Annotated in this window: 10 protein-coding genes; 7 read left to right on the top strand and 3 right to left on the bottom strand. The window is 33.9% G+C overall.

Annotated elements, in window-relative coordinates; translation table 11 throughout:
- Positions 1 to 100: 100 nt before the first annotated feature.
- The 5 genes from NLG42_RS18825 to NLG42_RS18805 all read left to right on the top strand — a co-directional run bounded on the left by NLG42_RS18825 (position 101) and on the right by NLG42_RS18805 (position 6,430).
- The gene (locus NLG42_RS18825) at positions 101 to 2,230 is read left to right on the top strand and encodes a hypothetical protein (protein ID WP_257681894.1); all 2,130 of its coding nucleotides are present in this window, start codon (positions 101 to 103) and stop codon (positions 2,228 to 2,230) included.
- Between the two features lie 173 nt (positions 2,231 to 2,403).
- A complete protein-coding gene (locus NLG42_RS18820; protein WP_257681893.1) occupies positions 2,404 to 4,257 on the top strand; it encodes a rhamnogalacturonan lyase in 1,854 nt (617 codons plus the stop codon).
- Between the two features lie 275 nt (positions 4,258 to 4,532).
- Complete coding sequence (locus tag NLG42_RS18815; protein ID WP_257681892.1) at positions 4,533 to 4,994, top strand: hypothetical protein; 462 nt, start codon at positions 4,533 to 4,535, stop codon at positions 4,992 to 4,994.
- 17 nt (positions 4,995 to 5,011) lie between these two features.
- Positions 5,012 to 5,704 (top strand): hypothetical protein, encoded by a 693-nt coding sequence (locus NLG42_RS18810; RefSeq protein WP_257681891.1) that lies wholly within the window; start codon positions 5,012 to 5,014, stop codon positions 5,702 to 5,704.
- A gap of 12 nt (positions 5,705 to 5,716) precedes the next feature.
- On the top strand, positions 5,717 to 6,430 hold the full coding sequence (locus tag NLG42_RS18805; RefSeq protein ID WP_099718715.1) for a DUF1266 domain-containing protein: 714 nt from the start codon (positions 5,717 to 5,719) through the stop codon (positions 6,428 to 6,430).
- A 142-nt stretch (positions 6,431 to 6,572) separates the two neighbouring features.
- Here NLG42_RS18805 and NLG42_RS18800 read toward each other — a convergent pair whose 3' ends face one another.
- The 3 genes from NLG42_RS18800 to NLG42_RS18790 all read right to left on the bottom strand — a co-directional run bounded on the left by NLG42_RS18800 (position 6,573) and on the right by NLG42_RS18790 (position 9,839).
- On the bottom strand, positions 6,573 to 7,499 hold the full coding sequence (locus tag NLG42_RS18800) for an alpha/beta hydrolase (RefSeq protein WP_257681890.1): 927 nt from the start codon (positions 7,497 to 7,499) through the stop codon (positions 6,573 to 6,575).
- Positions 7,496 to 8,551, bottom strand: a complete 1,056-nt coding sequence (locus NLG42_RS18795; RefSeq protein WP_257681889.1) for a serine hydrolase domain-containing protein — start codon at positions 8,549 to 8,551, stop codon at positions 7,496 to 7,498. The genes NLG42_RS18800 and NLG42_RS18795 overlap by 4 nt, the downstream gene beginning before the upstream one ends.
- Positions 8,552 to 8,798: 247 nt before the next feature.
- A complete protein-coding gene (locus NLG42_RS18790; RefSeq protein WP_099718710.1) occupies positions 8,799 to 9,839 on the bottom strand; it encodes a GntR family transcriptional regulator in 1,041 nt (346 codons plus the stop codon).
- Positions 9,840 to 10,233: 394 nt separating this feature from the next.
- Here NLG42_RS18790 and rhaT point away from each other — a divergent pair, with 394 nt between their 5' ends.
- Together rhaT and NLG42_RS18780 are read left to right on the top strand one after the other, a co-directional pair.
- Entirely contained in the window at positions 10,234 to 11,283 is a 1,050-nt protein-coding gene (rhaT, locus tag NLG42_RS18785; RefSeq protein ID WP_257681888.1) for an L-rhamnose/proton symporter RhaT, read from the top strand.
- Between the two features lie 24 nt (positions 11,284 to 11,307).
- Positions 11,308 to 13,449 (top strand): bifunctional aldolase/short-chain dehydrogenase, encoded by a 2,142-nt coding sequence (locus NLG42_RS18780; RefSeq protein WP_257681887.1) that lies wholly within the window; start codon positions 11,308 to 11,310, stop codon positions 13,447 to 13,449.
- Positions 13,450 to 13,497 lie beyond the last annotated feature (48 nt).

The raw sequence follows: 13,497 nt of genomic DNA, 5'->3' as shown, positions 1-13,497 counted from the left end.
GACAATCTATGTAGAGCAGCAAACGAAGATTTCGTCGAGATGACAAAATTGAGCAGGCTTACTGAAAACTAATCTGATACCATTAAAAATATTTAACGAAATGAAAAAATATCAAGTAATTATTGCATTCCTATTTTCGATATCAATTTTCGGACAGCAGAAAATCGATCGAAAGGCATTAGTAACAAGGCACAATGTCAAAATTTCGGCTATTGATACTTTGGCGTCTTTAACGGTTGGTAACGGTGCTTTTGCTTTTACGGTTGATGCAACTGGACTACAGACTTTTCCGAAAGAATATCAAAACGGAATTCCGCTTGGAACACAATCGGAATGGGGTTGGGATAGTTATAAAAACACCAATAATTATAAGTTTTCGGAGACTTTAATAGATTATAAACAATACGGAAGAGACATTTCGTATACGGTTCAGATTAAAGAACCAAAGCGAAAAGTTGAAGCAGTAAACTGGTTCAGACAGAACCCGCATTTATTGCAGCTGGGAAATTTAGGTTTTGAAATTACGAAGAAAGATGGAAGTTTGGCAAAGCCATCTGACGTAAAAGCCATTTCGCAAAAACTAAATGTGTGGACAGGAGAAATCGAAAGTTACTTTGAAATTGAAGGAACTCCAGTAACGGTTTTAACAGCTTCACATCAGGAAAAAGATGAAATTGGCGTAAAGGTAAAATCCGATTTATTACAGCAAAAACGTTTAAAGATAAGTTTACGAATTCCATTTCCAACAGGAGATTGGGCAGATATGGGAACAAAATGGGAAGGAAAACAAGAATATAAAAGCACACTTACAGCAAAGTCAAAAACAGAAGCCGTTGTTACTCATGTAATGGATAGTATTTCGTATAATGTAAATTTAAATTGGAAAGGAAACGCTCAGATAAAACAAACTTCAGATCATTATTTTGTTGTTGAAACTTCGAATACTAATACATTAGAATTGAGCTGTCTTTTTGCTTTAGCAGAAAAAAAATCGATTAAAAATTCCACTTTCACAGACATACAAAACAGCAGTATAAAAGGCTGGGAGAAATTCTGGAACAGCGGTGCAGCCGTTGATTTTTCAGGCAGTACAGATCCTCGTGCCAGTGAACTGGAGCGCAGAATTATTTTGTCACAATATCTTACTAAACTTCAATGTACAGGAAAAGTACCACCTCAGGAAACGGGTTTAACGTATAACAGCTGGTACGGAAAACCGCATTTAGAAATGCATTGGTGGCATGGTGTTCATTTTGCACTTTGGAACAGACCAGAATTGTTAGAAAAGAGTCTTCCTTGGTATCAAAAGGTTTTTGATAAAGCAAAAAACATTGCTAAGAGACAAGGTTTTGAAGGAGCAAGATGGCAGAAAATGGTTGATGCAGACGGGAATGAAAGTCCATCGTCTGTAGGATCATTTTTAATTTGGCAGCAGCCGCATTTTATTACTTATGCAGAATTGATTTACAGAGCAAAACCAACAACTTCGACTTTAAATTTATACAGTGAACGCGTTTTTGCAACGGCCGATTTTATGGCTTCGTTTGCTAATTACGATTCTAAAACGGATCGTTATGTTTTAGGTCCGGGCGTGATTCCGGCTCAAGAACGTTTTAAAGCAATGGAAACTTTTAATCCAACGTATGAATTGGCATATTGGAACTGGGCCTTGAAAACAGCAATTGAATGGAAGAAAAAGCTAAACCAAAAAGTCCCTGAAAAGTGGGAAACCGTTTTGGCTAAATTGTCAAAACTTCCAGTTGCAGATAATGTGTATTTGGCAACAGAAAGCGCAACAGATTCCTATACCAATCCAGAATTTAAAACCGATCATCCGTCTGTTTTGGGAACTTTTGGAATGCTGCCGGAAACTTCTCTTTTAGATAAGAAAATCATGAAAAACACTTTTGATCTGGTTTGGAAAACTTGGTCGTGGGATAAAACCTGGGGTTGGGATTTCCCGATGACAGCGATGTCGGCAGCACGTTTAAACATGCCCGATAAAGCGGTTGATGCTCTTTTTATGAAAGTAACAACGAATACATATTTAAAAAACGGACATAATTATCAGGCGGAACGATTAACACTTTATCTTCCAGGTAACGGCGGAATCCTAACAGCTGTTGCCATGATGTGTGCAGGCTGGGATGGATCTGAAGGAGAAAATCCGGGTTTCCCAAAAGATGGAACTTGGAGGGTTAAGAGCGAAGGATTTAAGAAGATGTTTTAATTTTTGAGGTTCTAAGATGCTAAGGTTCTAAGTTTTATCTGCAGTTCTAGCAAAGTCGCGAAGACGTAAAGAAAATCTTAGAATAAAAACTTTACGACTCTGCGACTTTGCGAGATTAAAATAAATCTGCTAAATCTGCGTGAAAAAATTAACCACAATTCAATATAAAATTTATGAAAAAGTATATTCTCTTTTTATTGTTTTTTGTGAGTTTGACAGCTTTGAGTCAAAGACAAATGGAAAATCTAGACCGCGGTATTATCGCGATAAAAGATAAGGGACATTTTTTTATCAGCTGGCGGGTTTTAGGAACAGATTCTGATGATCTGGCTTTCAATCTTTATAGAAAAAGGGGTGCTAAAAAAGCCGTTTTATTAAATGAAAAGCCTATTACAGGCGCGACCAATTTTGTTGACACTAAAGCTAATGCTAAAGAAGAGAATACTTGGTTTGTAAAAACGGTTTTAAAAGGAAAAGAATCTGAAGCTTCGGGGAGTTTTACAATTTCGATGAATGCTTCCGATAAACAATATTTATCGATTAAATTAAAAGAAATTGAGGGTTATACTGCAAATGATGTTTCTACAGGTGATTTAAATGGAGATGGAAAATACGATTTGATTGTTCATATGACGGGAAAAGGGCATGATAATTCTCAAACAGGAATTACAGATCCACCAATATTTCAGGCTTATACTTTAGAGGGAACATTTTTATGGCAGATTAATCTTGGAAAAAATATCCGCGAAGGCGCACATTATACGCAGTTTATGGTGTATGATTTAGATGGTGACGGTATTGCAGAATTGGTTTGTAAAACTGCAGATGGAACAACAGACAGTCGAGGAAATGTGGTTGGAGATGCTTCAAAAGACTGGGTTGACCGCGATCCTGATTCTAAAACGTATGGCAAGATTTTAAAAGGCCCAGAATATCTTTCGGTTTTTGACGGCAGAACGGGAAGGCTGGTTACAACTGTTGATTATATACCACAACGTGGCGATTTGGCTGGCTGGGGCGGAAGAGGAGGAAGCGGAGGCAATGATACGAAAGGAAACCGAATGGATCGTTTTATTGCTTGTATTGCTTATCTCGACGGAATTCACCCAAGTGTTGTAATGTGTCGCGGTTACTATGGCAGAACGGTTTTAGCTGCTTGGGATTTTAAAAATAAAAAATTGATTTCAAGATGGACTTTTGACAGTAAAGATGCTGAAAACCCATATTCGGGAATGGGAAATCATAATCTTACAGTTGCTGATGTCGATAATGACGGAAAAGATGAAATAATCTACGGATCGATGTGTGTTGATGATAATGGACAAGGTTTGTATACAACGGGTTTTAGACACGGAGATGCGATTCATGTTTCTGATCTAGATTTGGATATTCCAGGTTTAGAGGTTTTCGGAATTCATGAAATTGAAAACGGAACAACAGGTCCGGGTGTCACTTTGTTTTCGGCTAAAGATGGAAAAGTACTGTTTACAAGTTCTCTTAATGAAGATGTAGGCCGAGGAGTTGCAGATAATATTGATCCAACCCGAAAAGGGGCGCAATGCTGGTGGTCAGGTTCTCCATATCTGCATGACATGAAAGGAAATAATATTGGAAAAGCACCAAGCTCAACTAACTTTTTAATCTATTGGGACGGCGATACTTCAAGAGAACTTTTAAATTCAAATTATATCGATAAATATAATTTTGGAAGATTGTTTACTGCCGAAGGAGCTGTTTCAAACAACGGCACAAAATCGACACCTGCACTTTCAGCAGATATTCTTGGCGATTGGCGTGAAGAATTGATCTTGAGATCTGAAGATAATAAAGAACTCAGAATTTATTCAACAACAATTCCAACCAATGTGCGACAATATACTTTAATGCATGATCCGCAGTATCGATTAAGCATCGCTTGGCAGAATGTAGGTTATAATCAGCCGCCGCATACTAGTTTTTATATGGGAGCAGCTATGGAACCAGCTCCAAAGCCAAATATTGTACTGGTTAAATTTCAGGATAATTAAAAGCGACAGACATCCTAGTATTTTGTAAAATGTTAAAATAACATTTAAAATAAAATGATAATCAGCCTTTTAAAATTAAGGTTATCGTAGTGAAAAAGTTAAAAGTTTAATTTTATTGTTGTTTGGTGTAAGAAAAATGATATATATTTGAGAGTAGTAAAGAAGCTCTCACAGAGGCCGTCTTTAGGAAATATTTATGCAGTTGTTTTTTTATGTTTTACAAGATCAAGACTAACCCCAAATAGCCTATATTAAAATTGAGACGATTTAAAATTATGGTATCTATAAAAAAGGATTTCGTACTAGTAATTATTAGTTTATTTTCTTTCAGTGCAGCTTCAGCCAAATTAAAAATACCAATTGGAAAAATTGATAAAATCGAGATTGTCTCAGACTTGCCAAACACCGATGAATACCTTTCAAAAGAAGAATCAAATGTACACTTAGATCTTGGCAGATTTCACCAAGAATATAGTATAGCATGGATACCCGCTTGGATTACTCAAGAACCAAAGCTCGTGTTAGTAAAACCAGATTCTGACCGCTATTATGAGTTGTCAGATGAACAGCTTGAAAAAATAATCAGTACAAATAAATTAAACAAAATCCAGTTGTTGAAACTTGGGTTTTATACGCAGTATGGCGGAAAAATAATTCTATTTCTTCTGCTGTGCTTGATTTTTTACGGCTTGTTCGGAAAAGAAAAAAAGAAAGATGTCAAACCACTTAACCTTTAAATAAATTTAATTAAATTATGAATCCACTATTTTTAATTCCCATTGTTTTAGTAATTGCCGGTATCATTTTTATGGTATACATGAATAAAAAACATGCTTCGGTAAAAAAAGAAATTGATTTAGATTTTGAAAGAACAAAGTATGATCTTCATAAAGAAGAGGTTCTAAAACAAGATTTTCCACAACTAAAAGAATGGATGAAAGGAAAAACAATCGATGCCTATACTTCTGCATCTGTGCCGCAGACTAAAGCTGAGAAAGTTCAAGAAGTTGTAACTGATGGTCTAAAAAATGTTGCGCTTTCGGCAGTAGGCGTTAAACTGCAAAGAATAGAAACGGAATGTTTTTGGGTATTGAGCGGTAATGATTTGCACTTTTTTAGTACTGATACTGTTGGAGAGTTAGACGAGCACATTGTTTTTGATAATTTCCGAATTGAAGAAGCAAAACTGAAAGATGGCGGAATCTTAAAATCACAGTTAGGAGCATACTCAAAATCGGCTGAAGAATATTTACCAAAAACACACATCATTACATTTAACATAGACGGTAATCCTTTGTCACTTGAAATTCATGACAGATTGCATTATACGCCAGATCCAGCAGATATTTTAAATGTAAATAAACAGTTCTTAACAAGAGCAAAATATCAGGTAGTAGGAGAAAAATTCGTAAAAGTGCTGCAAAGCAAGTTTCCAAATCTGCAATAAAAACAAGTAGATATGGTTTTTCTTTCAAAGATTTTTAATGCGTTTAAAAGTATACGATTAAACGATAAAAATGTGGTCGTTGGTCAGCAATTAGACTATTTATTAATTAGTGCAATGTATGCTGAGCAGCAATCTGCCTATCTTAACTCTTACGAAACAGGACTCAGCAAAAGTATTTTAAAAACAATTTTGGAGGATTACTGGAGTATATTTGATAAAGATGGTGCCATCGAAATACTTTTAGATTTACAAGAAAGAAATCAAGACGAATATATAGATGTTGTGTATGATGCTTTTGAGAATAAAGAAGAGTATGTTTCTATTTTAAAATCGAATTTACCTCATGAAGAAGAAATTTTTAAAAGATATTTAGAGATCTACAGAAATCTAAATAATGTTGTTCCTGAGTTAATTGAGCAAAATGTAATTAAGGATTTTGCACAAATAAGAAGAATAAAAGACTCTGCTTGGAACTATGGAAGAGGAGCTTTTTTAGCACGTTGTTGTTATGACGCTGGTTATCTTTCTGAAGCAGAATTGAAAGAATATCTTAGAAAATCATATACAAGTCTAAAGAGTTATTGCGTGACTTGGGAAGAATATACCAAAAGCTACATATTTGGAAGACAGCTTTGGGGAGGTTCAAACAACAGCGGAATGATTCAAATTGCTGACGATTTACTTCATAACAAAAAAAGCCCTATGAGTAATAAAAAGTACTTATAAGGCAGAGATTAAGTCGCATTTTTAGCAGAATAAAATTAGATATAAAGTAAAAGAATCGCAGCGTATACTTTTGTAAATGCTGCGATTCTTTGTTTTAAGATTGGTTTCTCGATTAAAAGGAATTTAAATTAAAGCCAAAAGATCAGCCTTTGTTTTTTAATTTATTCGATACAAAATTTATAAAATCATTTTGCTGATCTACAAATAAATAATGAGAACAGTTATTCAGTATTTTGAAATTATTTTTACCAGTAATTTGCTGCATGTCTTTTAATTGCTTCTCTGAAAATATGCCGTCGTTTTTACCATAAATGGCATAAACAGGAATCTTTTCAGCTTTTATTTCTCGAAGTATCGATTTGGTATCGATGTTATTTTTTGATTCATTTTTGTAAAACTTGATAGGCGATTCCGCATTTTTGACAGCAGTTTTATAAAAAATGCTTTTTTCATATTGATTTCTTAATGCTGTACTTTCTTTTGTTGGTTTTGGCATTGCGAAATAATTCATTTCACTTGCGATATCATAACATCCCTTTCGGTATTCTGCAGTGCTTTTGTTTAGGTTTTCAATCTTCTTGATCTGAGAAAGTTTAGAAGTATCATTTTTAAAATATTCAGCTGCATTTTTTAGAATGTGATCGTAAGTTTCCTGTTGTGAGAACAAAGCTCCTGCAAGAACTAATGAACTTACTTTTTTCGGAAATTTAGCGGTATACAAAGTGGCAGCGATTCCTCCAAAACTATGAGCAAGAATATTGGCTTTGCTTATGCTGTAAGTCTTGTAAATTTGATTTAAATCGTTAAAACTTTCATCAAAAGTCATTACAGCATTTTCATCTTTAGATCTTCCTTCTCCACGTCGATCATAAACAATAACATAAAAACCTTTACTTGCTAGTATTTCGGCAGTTGTTCCTTCAAAAAGGTTAGAGTTGCCGCTTGGTCCGCCGTGAATAAAAATAATAGCCGGATTTTTACTGTTTCCGTATGCTTTTGAGTAGATATTCTGAGCAAAAATGGGTATCGAGAAAAGAACCAAACTCACTATTAATAGCAGCTTCTTCATTTTAAAAGATTAGATTTCAAAACAATTCTTCGTATCTGTTGTTCAAAATAGTACGCAATATCAAAGTTTTCATTTGCTTGATTTTCCATTACTATTACGCTGGTATTACTTGCAGGATAATACAAATTAACGGCAGTAAATCCTTCACTAGGATGAAATCCAGTATGTCCGATTTCTTTTATAGCAGCTTGATCATTAATTCGTAATCCATAACCATAACCAATTGGTTTGTCACTAAAAAGGAGATGCGTGTTTGTAATAGAGTAAGTTGTCATCAATTTATAAGTCTCACTTTTTAGCAGTTTACCATTATGTAATTTTTCATCCCATTTTGCTAAATCTGGTGCTGTTACAATTAAATTAGAACCAAAATATTGAGACGGCTCAAAATTAATTTTTTCATTTACTCTAAATGTTCCGTCAGTTTTAATAGTATGTCCTTTTGTTAAAGTTTTTTGGGCACTTTCCGAAGGGTAAGAACTATTATTCATACCGCATTTTTTAAACAATGCTGTTACTAATTGATTATAGCTTTTTTTGCTTTGCTTTTCGAGAATTTCACCCAAAAGAGAATAGCCGGGATTAGAATAACTAAAATTACTTCCTGGAGAAAATTTCAAAGGTTTATCAAGGCTTTCACTGCCGATTCCTGATGTATTATTAAGCAATTGATGTACAGTTACAGAATCTGCCCAGCTGTATTTAAAATCAGGTAAATATTTTCGAACAACAGCCTGTAAATCGATTGTTCCTTTTTCAACTTCAGTTAAAACAAGTACTGCCGTAATTTGTTTGGCAATAGACATTGTTGAGAATCTATCAGAAATTTTAAGGGGTTCCTTTGTATTGAAATTACGATAACCGAAAGCTTTAGCGTACTTTGTTTTTCCGTTTTGCTGTATATAAACTACTCCATTAAATGATCTAGGACTTGTGACTTTAATTAAGCTGTCAATTTTGGCGGAATAATTATCTTCTTGTTGTGCAAAAGAATGACAGGAAGAAAATAACACAACAAATAGCGTACACGTTAGTCGAAGAAAATGATTCATTTAAGGTTTAGTTTTTTTAAAGTTAGTATGTTTTATTTTTGATATTTAATAAAAGGAACGCTTGTTTTTTGTTTTTATTTTAACAGGATAAATATAGAAGTTAAAATTTATCTGCAGTTAAATTTGGAGGGAATTTAAAAGAAAAAATATAGCTTTGGGAATTATATTTTATTAAACAGAAAAGCAAAGGTTCAAAAGCTTTCTTTTAAAACTTTTGAACCTCTGTATCTATGAACCTTTGAACCTCTTAAATAGAATTTCTATCAATAAAATTAAAAGGCACTTTTACCTGTCCTTTTTCTTTATTTAAAATCATTCGTGCAGCGGTTTCGCCCATTACATTAAAATCTGTAGACATTACAGTAATCCCTAATAATTCTTTCAAGGGAGTATCATTATAAGAGATAACACCGATTTCTTTTCCTAAAATAAATTCTTCATCACGAATCTGCTTCATTAAGTTTACAAGATCAGATTCTTCAATAGTAATAAATAAATCTCCTTTTTTAAGAATCATATCATCGTAAACCTCGCTTAGAATTTCAAAATTAATTTCGTGTTCTACACAGAATTTTCTAAATCCGTGCAGGATTCTTCTTGGATAAGGATAAACAGCTTTGTCGGGATAAACTAGAATCAGTTTTTTGTATTTTGATATCTTTTCTAAACCTTCTTTTAAAGCATTGTAAATATCGTTTTCAAAATCCTGATATATTTTAATAATTTCGCCTTCCATTCCTAATTTAATGTTGTCCATTAAAACTAGTTTTTCCTGCGGAATTCTCTGAATTGCTTTTGCAACTTCATCAGTAAAACTCAAATGTTTTAACTCATCTGTTTTAAAATGTGTGGTAATTACATAATAATCATATGCACCTTCAAACTTGTCTAACAAATTCAAAAATAATGTTTCATCGCAATGATAAATATGAAGGTCAGTGTGAGCATTCGCACCAAGTGTATTAATAAACGAGCTGTACGTTTTCATTTTATAGGCGCTCAGTTTATTAAATAAAAATAGAATATTTACTTTAGATTCTAGTTTTGTTCTCGTAATATAATATCCTTTTCCTCTAATTGATGAAATAATTTTTCGCTCTTTTAGTATATTATATGCCTTTTCTACAGTATCACGTGACATGTAAAACTCTTCACTAAAACTGTTTATAGAGGGGATTTTTTGATTTATTTTTAAATTTCCGTTAGCAATATTTTGTAAAATCGAGTCTACAATTTGTTTGTATTTTGGAACCCTCGAATCTTCATCTATTTTAATTAATTTAATCATGATTATGTTTTGCAAACTAGTTTCATATTTTGGTCATGAAACATAATTTTAAATTATAATATTAAAAAAATGGTTTTTAAAACCTGCTTTACATACTGATTTTATTACTTTCCTTACAAAAAAAGCGGAATTAAATACGGCTTGTTTTATATTTAAGTGTTTTTCACAATTTAGTAGTGAACTGAGGATATAATAATTACGAAATCAATCGCTAAAATAGCGTTTTTAAATTTACTTTTCCAATACTTAAGGATTGTTCTTTGCAAATAATAAGCAGTTTTAACATAATTACAAGATTCATAAAGGATAGTACAGGACAGTTTTCTTTCGAGCATTATATTATTTTACAAAACCAAATTAACTATCACAATTAACCAAAAAATAAAATTATTAAATGGAATCATTATTAGGAATTATTTTTCACTCTATCGGAGGATTTTCTTCAGGTAGTTTTTATATGCCTTTTAAAAAAGTTAAAGATTGGGCCTGGGAAAGCTATTGGCTTGTGGGCGGTTTCTTTTCTTGGTTAATTGTACCACCAATTGCGGCTTATTTAACGATTCCAAATTTTACAGAAATCATTGTTGCTGCTTCTCCTTCTATTAAAGCTTTCACTTATTCAATGGGATTAATTTGGGGAGTTGGAGGTTTAACATACGGTTTAGGAGTTCGCTATCTTGGAATGTCATTGGGGAATTCAATAACCTTAGGATTTTGTTCTGCTTTTGGAGCATTAGTTCCCTCGATTTATTACGATTTGTACCCAACAGAAGGTAAAATTTCATTTTCGGATATGCTGGCAAGTTCTGGCGGACAATTGGTTTTGTTGGGCGTTGCAGTTTGCCTTTTAGGAATCGCTATTTCTGGGAAAGCTGGAATGTTGAAAGAGAAAGATTTTTCGACTGGACATGAAGATAAGGACAAAGATTTTAGTTTAGCAAAAGGTTTAATCGTAGCGGTTATTTCGGGTATATTAAGTTCGTTTTTTAATTACGGAATTGAAGCTGGAAAACCAATGGCAGAAAAAGCAGTTGAACTAGGTTGTAATCCTTTATTTCAAAACAACGTAACTTATATTGTCTTGCTTTGGGGAGGTTTGACTACCAATTTTATTTGGTGTTTATACCTTAATTTCAAAAACAAAAGCATTGGTGATTACACTAATAAATCTACTCCAATTACAAAAAATGTGCTTTTTTCAGCACTTGCCGGAACAATGTGGTTTTTGCAGTTCTTCTTTTACGGAATGGGCGAAAGCAAACTAGGAAACGGTGCAAGTTCATGGATTTTACACATGGCAACTATTATTCTAACGGCTAATTTCTGGGGATTCTATTTGAAAGAATGGACAGGAGTATCGAAAAAAACATTTAGAACATTCCTTTGGGGAATCGGATTAATTATGCTTTCGATTGTTTTAGTGGGAATTGGAAACTCTTTATAAATACTGAAAAAACATATGATAACAATGTCAAATACAAATACAAAAAATATGAATTTTAAGCATGTTAGCTATCTTTGGGATGAGGTAAAAGCTCAAGAACTAGCTGGTGATGAAGTAGCGCTTTTCATTTATCGCTCTAATTTATTAGGAGCCGATTTAAGATTGACAAACTACGGAGGAGGAAATACTTCTGTAAAAATTACGGATAAAGATCCATTAACTGGAGCAAGCTCTGAAGTTATGTGGATTAAAGGTTCTGGAGGAGATATTGGAACTTTAACAAAATCAGGTTGTGCAGCGCTATATTTGGACAGACTTCGCAATCTTGAAAATGTATACAGAGGAATTGAGTTTGAAGATGAAATGGTAGAATTGTTCAATCACTGTATTTTCGACTTAGCTTCAAAAGCGCCGTCTATCGACACACCTTTGCATGGTTTTTTACCATTCAAACACATCGATCACTTACATCCAGATGCGGCAATTGCAATCGCAGCAGCAAAAGACGGAGCAAAAATTACAGAAGAATTGTTTAACGGAGAAATTGGCTGGGTAGGATGGCAGCGTCCGGGCTTCGATTTAGGACTTCAATTAAGAAGTTGTTTGGAAGAAGCTGAAAAGAAAGGTAAAAAACTAAGAGGAATCATGTTAGGTTCTCACGGTTTATTTACTTGGGGTGATACTGCATACGAAAGTTACATCAACACATTGGAAGTTATTGAAAAATGTGCTGAATATCTTGAAAACAATTACGGTAAAAAACGTCCCGTTTTTGGAGGTCAGAAAATTGATAGCCTTCCAGAAGCTGATCGTAAATTGAAAGCGGCAAAAGTTGCACCGATTTTAAGAGGTTTCTGTTCATCAGAGCGTCAAATGATTGGTCATTATACAGATGACGCAAGAGTTTTGGAATTCATTAATTCAAATGATCTTTCAAAATTAGCTCCATTAGGAACTTCTTGCCCTGATCACTTTTTAAGAACTAAAATCAGTCCGTTAGTTTTAGAATTAGATCCAAACGAAGATTTATCAGATGTAAATGCGGTTAAAGCAAAACTAGCTCCGGCTTTTGAGGCTTACCGTGCTATGTACAAAGACTATTATAATGCCTGCAAGAAATCGAATTCTCCTGCAATGCGTGACCCAAATCCAGTTGTGATTTTATATCCAGGAGTTGGTATGTTCACTTTTGCAAAAGATAAAACGATGGCGCGTTTGGCATCAGAATATTATGTGAATGCAGTAAATGTAATGAAAGGTGCTGAAGCTGTTTCAGAATATACTTCATTACCGCACCAAGAAGCTTTTGATATTGAATATTGGTTATTAGAAGAAGCAAAATTACAGCGTATGCCAAAACCAAAAGCATTGTCTGGAAGAGTAGCTGTTATTACTGGTTCTGCGGGCGGAATTGGTAAAGCTATTGCTAAGAAATTTGCTCAAGAAGGTGCTTGTGTGGTAATCAATGATATCAATCAAGAGCGTTTAGAAGGTGCAACAGCTGAGTTTATTAAAGCTTTTGGAAAAGATGCAGTTGCGAGTACATTACTTAATGTAACAGATGAATCTAGTACAGAATTAGCTTTAGATCAAGCTTCTTTAGCTTTTGGTGGTGTAGATATTATTGTAAACAATGCAGGAATCAGTATTTCAAAATCTATTGCAGAACACACTCTTGAAGAATGGGATAGATTATATGATATCTTGGTAAAAGGACAATTTATTGTTTCTAAAGCCGGAATTGAAGTAATGCGCAAACAAGGTTTTGGAGGTGATATTGTGAATATTGTTTCTAAAAATGCTGTTGTTGCTGGTCCAAATAATCCTGGATATGGCTCTGCCAAAGCAGCACAAGCACATTTAACACGTTTAATGGCTGCTGAATTAGGAGCTGATAAAATTCGTGTAAACACAGTAAATCCTGATGCTGTAATCTCAGATTCAAATATTTGGTCTGGCGGATGGGCAGAAGGTCGTGCGAAAGCATACGGAATTACAGTTGAAGAACTTCCGGCTTATTATGCGAAACGTACGTTATTAAATGAAATCATATTGCCAGATGATATTGCAAATGCTTGTTTTGCTTTTGTTGGAGGTTTACTTGGTAAATCAACAGGGAATGCTTTAAACGTAGACGGCGGCGTTTCAATGGGCTTTTATAGATAAAGATTGTTTAGGTTTTTTTATAAGTTTGTTTAAGCAAAAGTGGTTTTT

It is taken from the genome of Flavobacterium plurextorum (assembly GCF_024638035.1).
Lineage (GTDB): Bacteria > Bacteroidota > Bacteroidia > Flavobacteriales > Flavobacteriaceae > Flavobacterium > Flavobacterium plurextorum.
This window is presented reverse-complemented; position numbering and strand designations above follow the sequence as displayed.